Origin of the sequence: Vallitalea guaymasensis, assembly GCF_018141425.1 — a bacterium.
GTDB lineage: Bacteria > Bacillota > Clostridia > Lachnospirales > Vallitaleaceae > Vallitalea > Vallitalea guaymasensis.
The window spans coordinates 3,484,366-3,504,874 of record NZ_CP058561.1 but is presented as its reverse complement, the minus strand read 5'-3'; the positions used below and the strand labels follow the sequence as shown (position 1 = coordinate 3,504,874).

The 20,509-nt window shown below is 31.0% G+C and carries 16 protein-coding genes and 1 pseudogene; 3 read left to right on the top strand and 14 right to left on the bottom strand.

From position 1 onward, the window contains the following. Positions 1 to 36: 36 nt before the first annotated feature. The 7 genes and pseudogenes from HYG85_RS15015 to HYG85_RS14985 form a co-directional block, all read right to left on the bottom strand. Entirely contained in the window at positions 37 to 1,020 is a 984-nt protein-coding gene (locus HYG85_RS15015) for a hypothetical protein (protein WP_212690351.1), read from the bottom strand. A gap of 14 nt (positions 1,021 to 1,034) precedes the next feature. Beyond that, positions 1,035 to 1,211 (bottom strand): annotated as a pseudogene (locus tag HYG85_RS24810) (DapH/DapD/GlmU-related protein); the annotation flags it as partial. Positions 1,212 to 1,595: 384 nt separating this feature from the next. Next, positions 1,596 to 3,056: a lipopolysaccharide biosynthesis protein gene (locus HYG85_RS15005; protein ID WP_212690349.1), complete on the bottom strand. Its 1,461-nt coding sequence runs from the start codon at positions 3,054 to 3,056 to the stop codon at positions 1,596 to 1,598. A 624-nt stretch (positions 3,057 to 3,680) separates the two neighbouring features. Beyond that, positions 3,681 to 4,289: a hypothetical protein gene (locus tag HYG85_RS15000; RefSeq protein WP_212690348.1), complete on the bottom strand. Its 609-nt coding sequence runs from the start codon at positions 4,287 to 4,289 to the stop codon at positions 3,681 to 3,683. Positions 4,290 to 4,311: 22 nt separating this feature from the next. After that, positions 4,312 to 7,149: a phosphodiester glycosidase family protein gene (locus HYG85_RS14995; protein ID WP_212690347.1), complete on the bottom strand. Its 2,838-nt coding sequence runs from the start codon at positions 7,147 to 7,149 to the stop codon at positions 4,312 to 4,314. Positions 7,150 to 7,226: 77 nt separating this feature from the next. Then, positions 7,227 to 8,567 carry an LCP family protein gene (locus HYG85_RS14990; RefSeq protein ID WP_212690346.1) on the bottom strand — a complete coding sequence of 447 codons (1,341 nt, stop codon included), beginning with the start codon at positions 8,565 to 8,567 and terminating at the stop codon, positions 7,227 to 7,229. A 304-nt stretch (positions 8,568 to 8,871) separates the two neighbouring features. After that, complete coding sequence (locus HYG85_RS14985; RefSeq protein ID WP_212690345.1) at positions 8,872 to 10,035, bottom strand: LCP family protein; 1,164 nt, start codon at positions 10,033 to 10,035, stop codon at positions 8,872 to 8,874. A 535-nt stretch (positions 10,036 to 10,570) separates the two neighbouring features. Between HYG85_RS14985 and HYG85_RS14980 the strand changes: the two genes are divergently transcribed. Further along, positions 10,571 to 11,431 (top strand): deoxyribonuclease IV, encoded by an 861-nt coding sequence (locus tag HYG85_RS14980; protein ID WP_212690344.1) that lies wholly within the window; start codon positions 10,571 to 10,573, stop codon positions 11,429 to 11,431. 45 nt (positions 11,432 to 11,476) lie between these two features. Beyond that, positions 11,477 to 12,211 (top strand): elongation factor P 5-aminopentanone reductase, encoded by a 735-nt coding sequence (gene ymfI / locus HYG85_RS14975; protein ID WP_212690343.1) that lies wholly within the window; start codon positions 11,477 to 11,479, stop codon positions 12,209 to 12,211. A 4-nt stretch (positions 12,212 to 12,215) separates the two neighbouring features. Here the strand turns inward: ymfI and HYG85_RS14970 are convergent, their stop codons facing one another. The 6 genes from HYG85_RS14970 to murB form a co-directional block, all read right to left on the bottom strand. Next, positions 12,216 to 13,070: a glycine betaine ABC transporter substrate-binding protein gene (locus tag HYG85_RS14970; protein WP_212690342.1), complete on the bottom strand. Its 855-nt coding sequence runs from the start codon at positions 13,068 to 13,070 to the stop codon at positions 12,216 to 12,218. Between the two features lie 218 nt (positions 13,071 to 13,288). Next, the gene (locus HYG85_RS14965; protein WP_113673645.1) at positions 13,289 to 13,546 is read right to left on the bottom strand and encodes an HPr family phosphocarrier protein; all 258 of its coding nucleotides are present in this window, start codon (positions 13,544 to 13,546) and stop codon (positions 13,289 to 13,291) included. Then, entirely contained in the window at positions 13,521 to 14,507 is a 987-nt protein-coding gene (whiA, locus tag HYG85_RS14960) for a DNA-binding protein WhiA (protein ID WP_113673644.1), read from the bottom strand. Before whiA ends, HYG85_RS14965 begins: the two co-directional genes overlap by 26 nt. 81 nt (positions 14,508 to 14,588) lie before the next feature. After that, positions 14,589 to 15,569 (bottom strand): gluconeogenesis factor YvcK family protein, encoded by a 981-nt coding sequence (locus tag HYG85_RS14955; protein WP_113673643.1) that lies wholly within the window; start codon positions 15,567 to 15,569, stop codon positions 14,589 to 14,591. Between the two features lie 43 nt (positions 15,570 to 15,612). Further along, positions 15,613 to 16,485 carry an RNase adapter RapZ gene (gene rapZ / locus HYG85_RS14950; protein WP_212690341.1) on the bottom strand — a complete coding sequence of 291 codons (873 nt, stop codon included), beginning with the start codon at positions 16,483 to 16,485 and terminating at the stop codon, positions 15,613 to 15,615. A gap of 21 nt (positions 16,486 to 16,506) precedes the next feature. Next, a complete protein-coding gene (gene murB / locus HYG85_RS14945) occupies positions 16,507 to 17,418 on the bottom strand; it encodes a UDP-N-acetylmuramate dehydrogenase (RefSeq protein ID WP_212690340.1) in 912 nt (303 codons plus the stop codon). A gap of 293 nt (positions 17,419 to 17,711) precedes the next feature. Here murB and HYG85_RS14940 point away from each other — a divergent pair, with 293 nt between their 5' ends. Next, a complete protein-coding gene (locus HYG85_RS14940; protein ID WP_113673640.1) occupies positions 17,712 to 18,947 on the top strand; it encodes an MFS transporter in 1,236 nt (411 codons plus the stop codon). A gap of 324 nt (positions 18,948 to 19,271) precedes the next feature. On the opposite strand, the gene HYG85_RS14935 is transcribed toward HYG85_RS14940, so the two are convergent. Further along, complete coding sequence (locus HYG85_RS14935; protein ID WP_212690339.1) at positions 19,272 to 20,498, bottom strand: extracellular solute-binding protein; 1,227 nt, start codon at positions 20,496 to 20,498, stop codon at positions 19,272 to 19,274. Between the last annotated feature and the right edge of the window lie 11 nt (positions 20,499 to 20,509).

Here is a 20,509-nt window from a genome sequence, read left to right as displayed (position 1 = left end):
CTGTTCAATCCTTTCTATATGCGTATTAAAACTTTTCTAATTGATATCATTATTATATCTAAAAATATATCTACCTTTCCAGCCAGCTGTCTCTCCCTTTTTTATAAATAACTCTTTACCGTTTACTATATTAAAATAACTTTTTCCATAACTCAATGTAAAAGCATATGGCGAAGATTCATCTACATATTCACCATTCCCTAAACCATATTCATTATTCAGGTAAGCTTCAAGAATATGCATTCCATCTTCTGAGTCAAGAGTAAACTTATTAATACAATCAACATTCTTAAGTGGAGAGTCACTGGTTTCATATGAATCAAATTTAGTATCATCAGAACCCTCATATCTAATACCTTTATATAGAGAATTCTGTGTCTGCAAACCATAATACCTCTCAATAACGATATCATCTAACGCTTTGATACTAACTTCAACCTGTATATCTTTACTATTAATATTATAAATAACAGTTTCTTGTAAAATCTCTTCTTTACTTTCAAGAGTATTATATCCTTGAATATTGTTTTTAACTGTTATTGTAACATTCGATGCCTTTTGGACATTATTATTATTAACATCACCATCTATTTTAACACTATAGTCAATCATCTTAGCAGTTTCGTCTTTATCATCAACTCCATGCCATCCTCCTGTAAACTGAGGCTTATAGGTTGATTTCTCCTGACCTTTTCTAACCATATATGGACCTACCCAGTCAGTACAGCTATCAATCAACTCTTCTTTGACTAGCTTATTAAAAGTATCAATTGTCATATTCTCTTGTATAGGTGATGTAGATATATTAGAAATCTGCATCAACTCATTAATACCTCTTTTAGCAAATTGAATCCATATATCTTCTTCCTCATTATATCTATAACCAATACTAAACTTATCCTTATCTTGTATAACCCATATATCTTTATTAATATCATCTTCGTCAGTATCTCTGCTACTGCATGCAGATAATAGACTTATAGCTATTGTAATCAAAATGATTATTTTTAACGCTTTCAATTTATATCATATCCTCAATTAATCAGGTTTTTTCTTGACTTAATTCTCTTAGCTGGAACTCCACCAACAATGGAATATGGTTCAACATCTTTTGTCACCACTGAACCAGCTCCTACAACACTTCCTTCACCAATTGTTACCCCTGGAAGTATTATCACTCTAGCTCCAATCCAAACATCATCACCAATAACTACTTTCTCTGGTGCAGTTACACCTTGTTCAATCATTGGTATGTCAATTCTTTTGGTTTCATGATTTTTAGTATATATAATTACATCTGGTCCCATCATAACATTATCACCAATACTTAGGGGTCCCTGAATTCTAGCATGTAAACCTATTCCCGAGTTATCACCAATAGATATATCTTGTCCATTGCCAAAGAAAACTCCTTTTTCTATATTACATGATTTTGACGCATATTCAAATATATTTTTACATAAAAATCTCCTAAATCTTTTTGCTCCAAAACTTATCGAGCTATCAGATTCAGGCATTTTTTTCCCAATTAAGTAGTAAAACCCTAAACAAATCTTTTTCTTTACTCCCATAATCATAACATCCTATACATTTTTTTATCTTCTAAATAATCTACGTATCATCTTTAATTCTTCTGTCAATTCTCCAGTAACTAATAATAGCACACCATATATAACTATAGATAAAACTATTGATAAAAGTAATATCGGCACACTAAATTCCAAGGAAGACACTGCGATTATTAATAATACACCAAAAGCTAATGCACTACTTACTATTCGTATATATATTATTGGTTTTAATTTCCAGATTAATACTTTTTTTGCTCCAGTAAAACTCAAAACAAAATATAATACAAAAGATATCATCGTAGTTATAGCCGCAACTTTATATCCATAGACAGGAACTAATATTATATTCAGCACTAAATTAATCACCCCACTAATCAAACTATTAGTCAATATCACCTTAGTATTAGCGGTAAGTTCCCATGCCTTATTACAGTACTCTGATAATCCAAAAAACAGCATTCCTACAGAAGCCCAACCTATAATAGCATAACCACCTTGATATTTTCCTGCTAAACATATCCTAGAGATAGGTTCTGATAACATAACTAATCCAACAGTAGCTGGTATACATATCAATAGATAATACCTTACTCCACTGGATAATATATCTTTGGTTCTAATCATATCTTTTTTACCCCAAGCCTCTAACAAGTTAGGGTAAACTGCTCTCATTATCCCCATCATCATCATTGTATAAACTGCTGATGCCAAGGAGTAATTTGCTGTATATATACCTGAAATATCCCTTCCGCAGAAATATATTATAACATATCTATCAGAGATATTTAGCACAAACAAAGTCAGACTCAAACCAATCAACGGAAAACCGTATTTTATCATTACATCAAAAGTATCCTTTGATGCTTTACCTAAATTAATATATCTGTATCCTTTTAATTTAATAAATACAATTATTGCTTTTAACAAATCCACAGTTCCATTAGCAATTAATATAATAATTACAGACCTTGGGAAATTAAACGCTAATAAAATGGTAAGTAGGAGTTTTAAAACAACTCCACATAAGGATAATACCAAATTCAGTTTAATTTTCTTTATTGCAACCAAAAGATTCATTAAAATTTGATTCAAACCATATGCCACAAACATAAAAAAAGAACTAAACAACAACTTGGTTTCTATAATGTCGCTACCAATTAATTGAAATATCAGCAATATAATAAAAACAATACCTACTAGTGTTATATAACTTACAAATGCAGTGGAACATAACTCTTCTACATTATTTTTATCTTTGTATGCATTAATATATCTATATAAAGAATGCATCAACCAACCTAATATAATTAAAAAGATAACATTTATAGTTGGATTTATAACACCGTAATCCCCATAGATTTCTGGTGTAAATAATCGTGTATATACTCCAATTGTAATAAATCCTACTACACCTTCCAAGATTTTAGCAGGAAGATAAAACATTATATCTTTTGAAATAACTTTTTTTGATGTATTTGCCTTCATATGGCGGCCTCACTTTACTTTACTAATAAATAATCTTGTATTTTCTTTATAGAATTATACCATAAAATGTTATTAAAAACTATCTTGCTTTTGTTAAGTTCCTTACTAGGATTGAGTCAGGTCGGTCAGAAAAAGTGTTTTGTTCTGACTTGGTTTTTGCAAAACAGTATATGTATATGTTACGCCAGCTACTTGCTCGTCCTGAGCTCACCGAATAATGATGGACATCGAGTCCATAATTATTCCTGACAGTCCAGTAGGGCTGTCAGATTAAAAGCTTGGTTCGGCGTCCTGCCTCACTACTCCACATATACATATACTATTTTGCCACGAAATAATCATCAATATAATCACAAAACACTTTTTCTTCTAAGCTACATAACCGATTGGCTATTGACTATTTTAGTCTCTTTAAAAGCTATAGCTGCTAGTAATTCATACTCAGCTTATAATTCCGACATACATATCACGAGCCATCCCCAAAAGGGATAGTAAAGGTGAATGTGAAGTAGTGAGCCATGGACGGCGAACCCGGCTTTTTTTACATGGACGTAAAATTAGCCGGCGAAACATTCACCTTTACTGTCCCTAGGCACGGGACCTCCGTTATTTATAATTAATAGTCTAATTCCCATCTTCTCCAATATCGGTTGCTACCTCTTCTTCACTAGTAACCTCATCCTCTACGCTATACTCACCCTTAACCATAACATAAGCTTTAGTCGCAATCTGTAATCCTCTTCCATCATCTCTTGGAACAATAAGCAAATGATTTTTAGGCACAACAACACCCATAGCCAAATCTATACCAATGGTAATATCAGAAATTCCATCACCTGTTTCATTACCAATTATAGTAGCTGAACCAGCTCTTAAAATAACTTCTGTGCTATCCTTACAAATAAGTTTTTGTCCTGCTTCAAGTTCAATAATTTCAAACTTGGCTGTTGCAGTATTATCACCTATACCTTCAAGCTTACCATCAATATACATACTAACTTCTGAATAAATTTTTGCATAGTCAATATCAGTATTAGTATTTTGATTATTACCAGAGGAACTCCCTTGGTTGTTACTAATTTGCGCTATCTTTTCGTCAACATAACTCTTAGTGACCAATGGATCCTGTATAGTTCCTGGATCTACACTAGAAGCTTTTGTTGATGTATATAATACCCCTGTAACAATAAGCAGTAAACAACATATTATAATACGATATCCTTTTTTGCCCATGTAAAAACCACCTATTCTTTAATTATTTTGGATAAACATTAGTAACGTTGTATGATATATCATCAGGATTAATATTGAAATTGATAATATAGAATTTATCATTCAAGTCTACTTTATTATCACCATAGACTCTATACCATAATCCATTAATATCCATATATCTGATACCTTCTACATATTCTACATTAAAATCGTAGCCGCTACCATTTATAACAAAGATATTTTTATCTTTTTCTTCTTTAACTTTTTTAAGTATATCACTGAATAATTTTCCTTCTCTTTCATCACTGAATTTCAAAGGGTTTTTATCTAATGTAATGAATATATGTTTCTGTTTAGTATTGTTAAGATCATTAACAAATCTCTTCCATTGGTTAGGGTCTGTTAATCTCATACTGTTTTTGGATGTAGCTAAATTAATAATTCTAACATTTTCATAGTCAGTAACTTTATATTGATTATTCCAAGTCACAATATCATTCTTTAATTCATCACTTGGTATGTTAGTATTTCCGACAAATAAGCTTACATCTGATATTTCTTCCATTTTTCCTAATACTTCACGTTGTACTATTCCATCTAACAGTGTATTCTTAGCCCCAGTGCTTCCAAATATAGACATCTTCATCTGTGGATTTTCCACTGTTTTTTTACCAAATGGGTCGTAAATCTGTTCTTTAGGTAAAGAAAGGTTAGATGTATCAAAAGCGTAGTGTGCTGTCAATTCATCAAATTTCAATTCAAAACTGTCGTCTTGTGGACAATGTAAATTAGCTACGTATATTCTATCTAGTTGTATTGGATATTTAACGTCTTGTGGTACATCGGCAGTTACATATTTCCACCCTGTCCAATCAACAGCATATGAAAATGTCAATAGTTTCTGATTTCCATCAGCATCTATAACTCTTCCTCTCAACCAGTGATTGATACCATTTCCTTCTACCCAAAGTCCAACTTTATTAAGTTTTTTATCAAAAGTGTATGGCTCATCAAATTCTAAATAAGCTGCTTGAGTATTAGTTGACTCTTTAAAACTATAATTCAATTTAATAGAATTATTACCTTCATGAGCTTCATTTATAACTTCTGCCGTAGCTGAAACTGTTTCTGGATGAGCTGTAGTATGTGTTTTTGTATCATTTTCAAATGAATCAATAAGTCCTGTTTCCTTGTTGACGATAACATATCCATAGACAGTTGTATCACCTATTGTACCTTTTATTAGGCTTTGTCCAAGATTGTTACTTGCAACAAATTGTCCATTTTGGAATTCACCAATACTTTTGTTCTCCACTTCCCATGTTACATTTTTAGAGTTGACTTCACCTCTATAACCATCTTTATCAATTCCTAATATCTTAAGGTTAGTTGATTCTCCTGGTTCTAAGAAACTAAATTCATGATTTATTTCCAAGGAAATAGGTTCATTGGTAGATTGAACAGTAATCTCAGCAGAAATACCATTTACATGTGCTTTCACTGTTCCTTTTCCTTCACTTTGAGGATAGAATTTATTATCTTCCCATTTACCATTGATTCCTACTGTCTCCCAAATTAGGCTGTCACTGTTTATTTCTATTGGATTATAGTATTCATCATAACCAAGAACATTAAAAGTAATAGGCATATCTTTGAATGTTCTAGTTTTATCAGCTACTATCTTTACTTCGTATAACTCACTGACTGGAGCTATAGAAGTTAAACCTATTCCATTAGGAATTCTTCTTTGTACTCCACCAGATGGTCTGTTGAATACATTAACATTAGAATACCCTAAGTGTCTTCCTACTAAAGTACTTGAACCACCACCGTCAAGATGAATGGCATCATATATTCCATTATCAAGAAGTATTTTACCTAATTCATCATGAGTAGCACCAATACTTGAACCTCTACCATCAACTACAACCATGTATAATTTATCTTTGCTTTGATTATAACCGATAGCTGTTCGAGGGTGTCTTCTTTTTCTATCGACCACATATCCTTCATTACTGATTACACCTTGTGATACAACTTTTCCTCCACCGCTAATTGCCAGATTTATTGACTCTATATCAATATTGGTATTTTTGTTAAGGACTATCTTTGTACCAACTGTAAAACTTTTGAAACTATAAAGAGCTGTTTCTTCATTCATAACTATCACAAAACCATTTTCAGGCATTGTTATAGTCTCTCCTGGTGTAGATAAGTACGTAACAACATTATCTTCTATAACCATCTTACATAGTCCAGGATTTTTTTCATCTATTTCTGTTGTATCCTGCATCGCATATTTATCAAAATAAACTACAGATTCAGGCAGCATCGTTATCTGATTGAATCCACTGAAGTATAATTTTTTTTCACCATCTTCACTAGTCATCAACAAACTCATATTCATAAAATCAATGAAAGGCATATTATTTGAGTCAAGAAATAATGAACCATATGAATTACCACCTGCATTGAAATTATGTTTTCCTATGATGATTCCATCTTTTTCATATTCAAATCCTATAATATCAGTAGGATTATTCTTCATATTGAAAAAGTCTGCATTTACAGAAGCTATGACATTATTTTCTTCTGATAGGGATGTAAGGGAATCTTTAAGTCCAAACCCATCTGTATTCCTGATTACATCCAACTTGACAAATGGATTAGTCAAATCTGCTTCTATGATATGTACATCAACCCATCCTGCTTCTGTTAATCTGGTATTTTTTTCATATGTAATACCACTGGAGATAGTTTCTTTTTCGGTATTTTGATATAAAATATTATCAGTTGTACCTGCAAATGAAATCTTGTTGTTAACTATAATTGCTGCTAGAACTAAAACACTAAATAACTTCTTAAATATTTTTCTCATTATATCAACCCCTAATCTTGTCAGTAAGGAATGCTAATATCAGTCAATATCTACTCCTCTATGTCCAATATCAATTCCTAATTATCATCTCTATCATTAGTACCAATAATAATTCTAACGTCTACCCCTTCCGGTAAAGCTTCTGCATCCAATTCAATAACTGCATCCTTGAAGTATTTACTCAAATCTTCTCCCATACCCTCATTTGGGATAATGATCTTAGTCTTTTGTAATACTTCAGTATTGTAGTTACCTATCTTGGATATAGTGAAACCATCACCTACTAATTTTTCTTTGGTTCTACCAGCTAAACCGGTAAGTTTTGAACTATTAAGTACTTCTATTTTTAGTCCTTTACTACTTATAATCTTTGGCTCTTCTGGCTTGGTTTCTGCATCTGTACCTTCTTTTGTATTATCTTCATTATCATTGGTATCACTCACTTGTGTAATCTTTTTAAATAACTCCTTTGATGCTTCCTTATCATAATAATAATATTCGGAACCACCTTGTCTATCCGTTGGCAATGTATATAACTCTATATTATCTAAATTTATATCATCAATATACTCATAGTAATTCAATAAGTCATCAAAATTAGTAGTTGTATTACTAATTATAGTACTTCCAATTGTTAAAATATTAAGCTTGTTTTTTTCAGTCAATACTTCATTCACAAAAGCTTTCATGAATTCATGCTGCATATTGATACGTCCTATATCTCCATTAGCATAGCCTTTTCGGTATCTGATAAGCTGTTCTGCTTGAGCACCGTTTAATTGATGTACTCCTTTTTTAAGATTAATGTACAAATCTTGTGCTGGATCTGGATAATACATATCAAATGGTATTTCAAACTCAATAGGACCTATAATATCAACTATCTTTTTAAATGCTTTGATGTTCAAATTAAAATAATAGTCAATTTTTATGTCAAACAGATATTCTATCATTCTAACAGAATATTCATTTCTTTCATTTTTTGGTGCATATGCTGGAATACCGTTGATTTTTAATTTCTTAGGAGTATCTTTTCTTCCTTCTAATAATTCATTATGTATTTCAGTGGGTAATTCCACTAATGTGTCTCTTGGAATAGAGACTATGTTAATTCCTTTTGTTATGTGATTAAATGTCATAACCATTGTTACATCAGTACGCCAACCATCTTTATCTACACCAAATACTGCAAAGGTAGATATCTGTTTTTCCTTATCAACTTCTTCAGTAGAACCAGGGTCATCTTCTTTACCTGTACCAGTCTCCGTTTTTTTAGGATTATCTGTTTTATCTTTTCCTCTATTAAGTAATACGTAACCCCCAGTAGCAACACCAGCTATCAAAGAAAATATGACTACTGAAATTAAAAACACTTTTAGAAATTTGGTTAGTAATGTAGCTTTCTTATTATTATCCAATTTTACCCTCCTATAATTTCAAGCATGTCCATAAAATCTATTTTTGCATTTTATAAAACAAGGTATCTAAATAGCATTATTACTAATAGATAACCTTGTTTAAACTTATTATCATCTAAGATTTTCATACTACCATAATTTAGAACATGCTAATGTATTTTACAATAATTATCCAATCAAAATTTACTTTTTGTGGATTAATATTACTATAACTAGTATATCAAAAGTAGGTATAATTGACAATAATTAACATGATATTAGAAAATATTACAAATCTGTTAAATTTTAATATTATAGACAAATATTAATAAACAAATTCTATCTTACTGTCGTCATTTTTAGTGCTTAGACTTTTGTTTTTCATAGCTTCTGTAGTCTTTTCATGTTCATTATCATCTTTTGTATCAGTACAACTAGCTTGGTCTTCTTCTTTATCATCAGGTGTAGTTTCTGCTGGCATTGTTGGTTTCTTGTTCATAAGTGTGTCTATAGACTCTAGTACAACATCCTTTTTATAAGTCTGATACCATATACCGTTTATTTTTTCTCCATCTGATGGTATTGTAATCCTATTTTCTGGTAAAAGAATTTCTTTCAAATCAAGATTAAATATATAACTAACGTATTCATTAGCAGTTATTAATCCAAAATCAGTTTTCAAATGACCATAAACTGTGGATGCCAACTCTTTTATCTGATCAAAATCCCTAATCCCTAGAATTTTATTACTCATTGCTATCAAGAAATCTTGTTGCATCTGAATTCTTTTAAGATCTGGTGGAACGCCTTTATAGTGTCTGTTTCTAACTAATTGTTCAGCTTTATCTCCATCTAATACCTGTAGCCCTTCTTTTAGATGAATGTATAAATCTTGTGCTTCGTCTTCGTAGTCCATTTTTTCTGGTACATAAAATTCTACTCCACCAACAGCATCTACGATATTTTTAAAACCTTCTATAGTAACAGCAGCTGTATAATCAATATCCAATTGTGTTACTTCTTCTACAACATCTTTTATTACTAACAAAGCATCATCATCCCAACCAGCATTGGAATAGACTTCTGTCAGTTTACAATATTTAACCCTGATATTATTTTCTTTCTTTATCTTGTCAAATCCATCTTCCCTGAAATCAATGAATAAATCTCTAGGTAATGATATTAATTTTACTTGGTTAGTATCAGTATCTAAATGGGCTACCATAACAACATCAGATAGTCCGTTTGATTTGTCAAATCCTATTAATAAAGCATTTAATGATTCTGGCTTTTTAACTTCTTCTTCTTTATTATCTTCCTCATCAGTGTTATTTGAGCCGTTGATTTCTTCTTCACCAGGTACGTCATCTTGTCCATGGGCTAATTTATTATCATTAGCCGTTAGTACAATAACTAATGAAGTTGTCAAAATTACTGCTACTACTATAATTAACATTAGTAATGTACTAGATCGTTTTTTATTGTTCATCTTTCTACCTCCTATTAATCATCTAATATCATACCATAAAAACATTACAAACAGTTAACATTTTTTTTAATTTAATTTAGTTCTAATAATTTAACCTAATCTATAAGTTATACCTATTTATTATTTAGTTTAATTTACAATACACTAAACATATAGTGTTATATTCCTTGTCAAAAATAATAAATTAGTTTTTTGTATAAATAGTTAAGAATTAAAAAATACTAAAATAAACTTGGAGGAGATAATTAAAATTAATGTTGCTATGTAATATTCATTCATGTATATTATTTATATACAACTACATATATTGAACTTAATCATAAATACATCTATTTTGATAAGTTTAATATATTATCCTTATTACATAGAATACTTTATTTAGTTTTCCCACATTAGACGAAATTTATATTAATTTTGTTTCACCAACCCAGTAAAAAAATTACTTTTTATATATTTTTTACTATTTCAAGTTCAAATTTTTTGTTAAATAATGGTTATTATCTTGTAAAAAAATACATTTAAGAAGGTGATATATATGTCAATACTAATTGGATCTCATGTATCTATATCAAAAGGTCTCATTGGCGCTGCAGAAACAGCTCATTCATATAATGCTAATACATTCATGATATATACTGGTGCACCACAAAATACCAGAAGGAAACCTTTAGAAGACATGAAGATAGAAGAAGGCAAAGAATTTATGAAAGAACATGATATCAGAGATATCGTTGTCCATGCTCCCTATATCATTAATCTAGCTTCAGTAAAAGATGATATATATGAGTTGGCTCAATCTTTTTTGAAAGAAGAAATTAGAAGAACAGAAGTAATCGGTTCTAATTATATTGTAGTCCATCCTGGTTCCTATACAGTTAAAGATACTGACTATGGAATCGACAAGATCGCAGAAGGATTAAACAATGTGCTGACAAATGACACTAAACCTTATATATGCTTGGAAACCATGGCAGGAAAAGGTTCAGAAGTAGGAAAGACCTTCGAAGAACTTAGAAGAATAATCGACAAAGTTGAATTAAAAGATAAGATAGGTATATGTTTTGATACCTGCCACACTCATGATAGCGGCTATGATATCATCAATAATTTCGATGGTATTATGGAAGAATTTGATAATGTTATAGGACTTGACAGATTAAAAGTCTTTCATATAAATGGTTCTCTTAATATTAGGGGTTCAAGAAAAGACAGACATGCTAATATTGGAGCTGATACTACTAATAAACGTGGTCTAGACCAAATAGGATTTGAATCTCTCTATAATATAGTTCACAGTGATATATGTGATAATAAACCACTTATTCTGGAAACTCCATGGATAGATAAAAAAACTAATTTATATAAAGAAGAAATTGCTATGTTAAGAGGCATTTAATACACTAATGATAATTAAAGTTTCATAGAAAGGAAATGAATATTCATGGATAAGAAAACTGTTCTTGTAACAGGATCTTCCAGAGGCATAGGAAAAGCGATTGCAATAAAATATGCCAAAGAAGGATATAACGTTGTAATCAATTGCTCGTCAAGTTTTAATGAGCTCATAGAAACCTCTGAAATAATAAAAGATTACGATGTATCTTGTCTTCCCATAATGGCTGACGTATCCAATTATAATTCTGTTAGGGAGATGTTTGAAGAGATAAAGCTAGTATTTGGAAATGTTGATATAGTTATCAACAATGCAGGTATATCAAGTATAAAGTTATTCACAGATACTAGTGAAGATCAGTGGGATAACATGATAAATACTAATCTAAAATCCTTGTATAATGTATGTCATCAAGCTGTACCTGATATGATTAAGAATCAAAGTGGTAATATAGTTAATATAACATCTATGTGGGGTATAACTGGAGCCTCTTGTGAAGTTGCTTATTCCGCTTCAAAAGGTGGAGTGAATTCTTTTACAAAAGCACTTGCAAAAGAGCTTGCACCCAGTCATATACGTGTTAACGCCATTGCTTGTGGTTTGATAGATACCAATATGAATTCATGCCTTGCAAAAGAAGACCTGGATACCATTATTGAAGAGATTCCTTCAAATAGAATTGGAAAACCAGAAGAAGTAGCCAACCTATGTTATTATTTATCTTCATCTGATTCTTCTTATCTTACAGGACAAATAATAACATTAGATGGAGGATTGATTTAGTTCCCTATTTCATATCTATCACTCTATTTAATATCTGAAGATTGTTATCCAACCAAGAGTTAACAATCTTTTTTTCTTGGTCATTTTCATCTAATACATTAATCAATTCATTTAATTCTCCTGTTCTTAGGAAATAGTTATCAAGTATATTCAATAATTCTGGATGGGTATATTCACTTCTGACAATAGTATGGGTATCAATATTATTGGTAAATATGTTCTTGGTGTCTCTTAGATGCCTTAAGCCAAATTTATTTATAGTACCATTAGGTGTCCACAAAGCAACTGCTATCCATTCTTTGTTATCAATGGATTTTTTTATCAATGCATCTAATTCCTCGTAGTCTACTTCTTTTATATTATATTCCATACTATATTTCTGTAACATGCTTTTGGTTTCTTCAATAATTATATTGCTTTCTTTACAAACATATATTGTATTTGAAAATTCTTCCTTGTAATCTTCTAGTTCACACAAAAACCCTGTAAGAGTATAATTAGGAACGTAGATTCCATTAGATAGATTTCTACAATTGGTTCCTAAGTCTTTGATTAGAGATTCTAATTCTGCTTTTCTTCCTGTATCAATAGTAGGTACCCAACCACTTAACAGAACATCAGTTTTACCATTACCAAGATTATCCCACATCTTATCTGTATCATTCATTATGATTTTTGAGGTATATCCTTTCCTATTAACTATTTCACTAAGTAAAACGGCTTGTGCATAGGATGATGGATAAGTTGTGCATCCTATTCTTATATCAACATCTTCACTTATATCATTATTCTCTTTATCACTTCTGGTACATGAAACTAACAGCACTAAACATAGTATAATAATTAATAACTTCTTCATATGAAATACATCCCTTCGTCTAATCAAAGCAGATAATCTACTTTGCACTCTTAACTGTCAACTTTTGCTGTGCCTTCTTAGTATTTCACATATTAATTTTGTATATTATGGTTAGTTTTGGGAATTAATCCTTATACATGAAAAATAGAATTTAGTATTTTCACCACTCAAAAAGAGACTGCCATTGTTTGACAGCCTCCTTTTATTTTTATTAATAACTATTTATCTTCGCTTAAGTACTTTTCAAGCTCATTAATAGCTTTTTCTTCGTCAGTTCCATCTGCTGATATGGTAATATCTTCACCTTCTAATACACCTAGTGACATCATACCCATTATGCTTTTAGCATTAACCTTTTTATCTTGCATCTCTACATAAATATTACTTTCAAATTGACTTGCAACTTGTACAAATAAAGCTACTGGTCTAGCTTCAAGTCCTGAAGCGATTTTAACTGTTATTTTTTTCTCTATCATAGTTATCCTCCCTTTTGTCTCTTAATTTTTCAGCAATATTACTTATTTTTCGTAATCGATGATTAACTCCAGATTTGCCTACTGGTGGATCTAGCAATGTACCTAATTCCTTTAAAGTAGCTGATGTATATTCTAACCTTATTCTAGCAATTTCTTCTAAAGGCTCCGGTAAAGAATTAAGACCAACAGTATGATCTATATATTTAATATCTTCTACTTGTCTCACAGCAGCAGATACTGTTTTCTTAAGATTTGCTGTCTCACAGTTAACAATTCTATTAACATTATTTCTCATTTCCTTCAAGATTCTAACATTTTCCAAGTCCATTAGCGCAACATGTGCTTCCATAATATTTAATAAATCAACAATCTGAGATCCTTCTTTTAGATAAGTGATATAATATTTTTTTCTCATTATTGTTTTGGATTCCATACCAAATGAATTAATTAATCTTCTTAATTCTTCGCTTTGATTTTTATGCCCGCTAACAAATTCTAGATGATATGTCTTTTCTGGGTCACTTAATGAACCACTCCCTAAAAAAGCTCCTCTTATATATGCTCTTTTACAACATGTACTTTGTACAATCAAAGGATTTATCCGATGGACTATATGAAGTCTTCCATCTTCTCCAAACTCTGCAATACCTATAGCCTTCAGTATTTTAAGAGCTATCCTAGCATTAGTAATATACATTACATATATTCTACTCTTTTTTAATTGAGTGTTTTTCCTTATTAATACTTCAACATTAATATTAAATGTTTTTTTCAACAATGTAAAGTACTTTCTTGCAACAGCAGCATTTTCTGTTTGTACTTTTATTGTTATTTCATTGTTATTTACTACTTTTATCTTACCACAAATGTTAATAATAGCTGCTATTTCAGCGATTCTGCAATGTCTTGCACTGCCAATATGCCTTGATAATTCTTCTTTTACTTTTGAAGAAAAAGACATATAATCACACCCTATCATTCTAATTATTTTACCCATTATTTGCATATTTATTAGGCTATAGATGGCAAAATGCAGGATTGGTTATAGTTGTTTCAATATAGATATTATAACTTCTGCTAGTTTATCAGAGTTATGTCTAATTAATGTGGTCCCACTTAGTATCTTCAATAATGGAGCTTCTAATACTTTTATTCCTTTATCTTTCAATAAATTTTTATTGTATGTAACAGGTATTGCTCCATCCTCTATGTAGAGTTCTAGAATTTCACTAGGTATTTCTTGGTTATTAACTATAATATAATCTATTATACCTTTTCCTAGATATTTTTCAATAACATTAATATGATCTATTAAATTATAATCATCTGTTTCACCTGGCTGAGTCATTATATTACTTACATAAATGACTGTTGGTTTGGATTCTTTTATTACCTCTGCAATATCTTTTACCAGTAGATTAGGGATAATACTGGTATACAGGCTGCCTGGTCCAAGTACCAATATATCAGCTTCATTAATGTCTTCTATTACTTTATCGTATGGTTTTGGATTTTTGGGATGCAGCCAAACGTCTTTGATGTTTTTTCTATCGTTTTTACATCTTTGAACAATTTCACTCTCCCCTTCCACTAAAACTAAATCATCGAATAGAGCACATAATTCAACGTTTTCTATGGTCACCGGAAGAACCTTGCCTTTTACTGCTAAGACTTCGCTTGTCTTTTCAATTGCTTGTTCAAAACTTCCAAATATTCCATTAAGAGCTGCTAAAAAGAGATTACCGAAATTTTGTCCACTAAGACTTCCTTCTGTAAATCTATATTGAAAAACTTTTTCCATTATGGGTTCAGTTTCAGCTAATGCTAATATACAGTTTCTTATATCACCTGGAGGAAGCATATCTAATTCTCTTCTAAGTATTCCTGAACTGCCTCCATTATCTGAAACGGTAACAACGGCTGTGAGATTTTCGGTATATTTTTTAAGTCCCCTTAACATAGTAGATAATCCAGTACCGCCACCCATAGTTACTATTTTTATGTCGTCCATATCTTGAATCATTTAATAACTCACTCCTCAATGCTAATAATAAGCTACGAAAAATTTAATTCTTTAGTTTTGAATCTTTCTCTATATCTCTGTGATAAATGTTGGTACTGTAATCCTGTTTTAATAATCTATTGTATAGCTCATTAGCCAAAGTGACAGATCGATGTTTACCACCTGTACAACCTATAGCAATAACTAATTGATTTTTACCCTCTTGGATGTAATTTGGAATCAAGAAATTAATCATATCATCCAATTTATCAATGAATTTGTTCGATACATCCCATTTCAGTACATAATCTTTAATCTCCTTTTCATTACCTGATTTCTCTTTTAGTTCTGGTATGTAGAAAGGATTAGGAATAAATCTTACATCAAAAACCAAATCAGCGTCTGAAGGAATCCCGTATTTGAATCCAAAGGATAGAACAGTAATAATTAAATTCTCGTATTTCTTACCTTCTAAAAATATTTTTGCTAATTCTGATTTCAATTCTCTTGTTAGTAATTTACTGGTATCAATGATGAAATTAGCTCTTTTTTTAGCCTGCTCCAATATTTTTCTCTCTTTATCAATACCATTTTGTATTCTGCCTTCTGACACAAGAGGATGTTTTCGTCTTGTTTCTTTGAATCTCTTGACTAGAGTTTGATCGTTAGCATCTAGAAAAAGAACTTCTAATTCATAACCTTCGTTCTCTAATTTCTTTATCTCATTAAGAAGCTCAGTAAATAAATTTCCACCTCTAGTATCTATTCCCAAAGCTACTTTATCTATTCCTGAATCAGGACTGAAACAAATCTGAGCAAACTTATTTATAAGTACCGGCGGAAGATTATCAACACAAAAGAAACCGATATCTTCTAACATCTTTAAAGATATACTTTTGCCTGCTCCAGACATTCCTGTAACAATTACAAACCGCATGAGCTTCATCCTTTCTAGTTCCTATTCTCCAATAATTCTTACTTCTGTTTCTAAATTGACGTGGTATTTATCTCTAACTGTATTTCTTACATGATTAATAAGATTAATGATATCATTGGCTGTTGCATCACCTCTATTGATAATAAATCCACAGTGTTTCTCTGACACTTGGGCATTACCTATTTGGTGACCTCTTAATCCACTATCCATGATAAGCTTTCCAGCATAGTACCCCTCTGGTCTTTTAAAAGTGCTGCCTGCACTTGGATATTCCAATGGTTGTTTTTCTTTACGCTTGTTGTTTAATTCTTCTATCAAACCTTTTATTTTTTCTTTGTTACCTTTTTTACATTTTAATACTGCCCTTAGTACAATATAATCTTTTTGTTGAACTATGCTAGTTCTATATCCTAGTTCTAATTCTTCCTTTGATAACGTTATGATATTTCCTTTTTCATCAATAACATCTGCTGAAACAATAACTTGGGACATATCACCACCATAGGCTCCAGCATTCATATATACTGCACCACCCAATGTACCAGGTATACCTGCTGCAAATTCAAAGCCTTCTAGACTTTCATTTGCTATGATTTTGGCTAATTTTGCCAAGAGTATACCAGCATCAGCGGTAATTGTATCATCTTCAATAGTTACATTATTGAGGTTTTTATATATTTGTATTATAGCACCTCTAAAACCATTATCTTTTACAATTATATTACTTCCGTTACCTACTACATAATAAGGTATATTAAAAGTTTTACATGTCTTTATAGCATGGGATAGTTCATTCACATTACTTGGGCAAACAAATAAATCCGCCTTCCCTCCCACTTTGAAAGTGGTGTGTCTTGACATATTTTCGTCTTTTATGACATTTTCTCTCTTTATTTCCTTGGTTAATTCTTGGGTTATTCTATCTATCTCCATAAATACATCCTTTCATGCTCTACTAATATATTATGTAACTCACTTAAAATAAGTAATATAATTTTTTGCAATAACCTTATTATATCATATTTTTTTATTTTATAGGTTAGAATATCTTGATGCTTTTACAACTATTTATATTGAATTTATACATTTAATATTATTTTAACTAAAATATTACGTTTTTATTGTATAATATATATATTGAGCTTAACATCTATACACCATTTCAATAAGTTCAATATATTTTTCTTGATTTTATAAGTTAAATTAATACATTGGAGGATGAATTTATGGTTAAAGAAGCAACAGGAAAATTAAATTATAAGAAAACTTTTATTCTAGGTTTTGGTTTTTTTGCTATTAGTTTAGTATGGCCCCTTTATAATAACTATGTTCCATTATTTCTAAAAGAATTTTTTCCAAGCCAGTTAGTTGTTAATAGTATCATGACCCTTGATAACATCTTAGCTATTTTCTTAATACCATTTATCAGTGCTGTAAGCGATAATACTCATACAAGGTTCGGTAGAAGAAAGCCTTTTATTATGATTGGTCTTCCTATATCTGCACTTATGTTTATTTTATTACCTATGTTTTCAAATGATTTATTATTATTCTTGATCATAATTACCGTTTTGAATTTTTCAATGGCAATCTACAGAGGTCCAACCGTTGCGTTAATGCCTGATATGATTCCTTCTCACCAAAGAAGCGAAGCTAATGCAGTTATTAACTTCATGGGTGGTCTAGCTGCTGTTTTTGTTTTATATGGTGGTTCTAGATTGTACAAAATCAATAATAATCTACCTTTTGTTGCAACTGGAATAGTTATGCTTATTTCCTTACTTGTTATAATATTCTTCATCAAAGAACCAAGTACATACAGTAAATCTGAATCAGATGAAAAAGTTAAAATAATATCTACACTGAAAGATATTATACGCAGTAAAGACAGCAAAACCCTGCATCTACTTTTTGCCATTCTTTTTTGGTTTATTGGTTATCAAGGGATGGAAGCTACGTTTAGTAATTACATAGTCCATTATATCGGTTTGCCAAAACATGAATCGGGAATTATTCTCAGTGCTTTTGCTGCAGCGTTTTTGATTTTTGCTATTCCTTCAGGGTTTATAGGAAAAAAATTAGGGAAAAGGAAAGCTATTCTTATTGGTTTGACTACTGATGTTTTTATATTTATCATTATTGGTTTAATGGGACCTGTGGGTATCATACCTTTTAATAAGTATACTATGATAGCATTATTAGCGGTAGCTGGTATATTTTGGTCATTGGTTAATATTAATTCTTATCCTTACATAGTTGAAGGTGTTGATGAGACAAAAGTTGGTACTTATACTGGTTTTTATTATTTTTCATCTTCAGTAGCTGCTATAACCGGACCATTGATATTTGGGCTTTTTGTTGATATTATCGGGTTTAATGTTTTGTTTTTCTTGACAGCAATATCATTTGTTGTGGCGTTGTTGTTTATGTATACTATAGTGCAGACTAAAAAAACTGAGTAAATATAGTTTATTTAATATAGTTGGACAACGGTAGTATCATAAAACATAGGGCTGTTATAGAATACATTTTTGGGGATGGCTAAAAGTCTTGGAAGCTAGACTAGGTTTAGCTCTTCATACCCTTAAACGTCCTGTTTAAAGGGTATGCGCTACGCCGTCCATGGCTTCGCTCTACGCTAAACCTAGTCTATCTTCCTTGATATTAACTTTTAAAAATGTATATATAACAGCCCTATGTTTATTTGTGTGTTTTGCCACTCTTTCGGTTAGTAGCTTTAGCAGCTATAGTAATCATATTAATAGTATTATATAATAAACAATTTGTTATTGTTTTGAGATTATTTTATTGTCGGTTATTAGTTTTTCTAATTCTTTGATGGTTATACCTAGGTCTTGGGCTCCTGATAAGTATTTGTGTACATTCATCTGTATGGTGTCTGATACTTTTTTATATTTATCTGAGATAGGTCTAACTATTGATGAGGCTAATGCGTTCTTATAGCCTTGTGATTTGAACAATTCATTTGAGTCCATTATATCAGCGTCTGTCAATAAGCTATTATATCCTGGTATATGTTGACCCTGGATAACTATTGTTTTTTGACCTTCTTCGCTAGAAATATATCTTATGAATTCCCAAGCTCCATCTTTGTTGGATGAGTTTTTGTTTATTCCTAATACATAGCCTCCTATTACACCTCCGTTAGGTAATGGTGCTATTCCAATCTGTTCTTTTTTTAGATTTAGTTGGAGTTGTTCATTGTTAACTAGTTTGGATTGATAGGGCCAGTTTCTTGAAAATACGGTTTTGCCTTGTATAAATGCATCATTGGTATCATTTTCTTTGTAGTATAAAATATCATTTGGTGTGTAATCAGCATCAACGAACATTTTCATTGTTTCCAATCCTGTTTTTAGGGTATGAAATGAGTTAGTGAATTCCGTTACATTTATGGTTAATCCTTCGTACACTCCGGATTGAAATACGAATCCTGTTTCTGTATTTTCTTGTCCTTTATATTTATCTGCTAACTTAGATAAATCTGTATAAGTATAATTACCACTTTCTAATACTTGTGCTTCTGTTTCTTCTACGATATCTTTTCTATAGTATAGTAATCCTAGGTCGAGATAAAAAGGTAATGTGTATTGTTGACCTTCATAATTGCCTGCTCTCATGGCTCCTTCATTGAAGTCAGTTTTCTTATAACCTTTTTCCTGCATTCTTACATCAATAGGCTCTAAATAACCTTCTCCTGCAAATTCTCCTGCCCATGTTACATCCATAGATATGACATCCAAATCGGATGAACCCTTAGATATGGACGTTTTTATTTTATCGTGGACATCAGTATTACTGCCATCAAATTCTACTAATTGAACTTCGTAGGTATCTTGTGATCCATTGAATTGTTCTATTACAGACTTTGTTTCACCGTAATAATCAGCAGTAGCTCCAAATTTAACAACTTTTTTCTTAGCCTGCTCACATCCTGTTATGGATGCTATTATTACTGTAGTAATCAATAGTGTAGTAATTAATTTCTTCATTATTAAGTCTC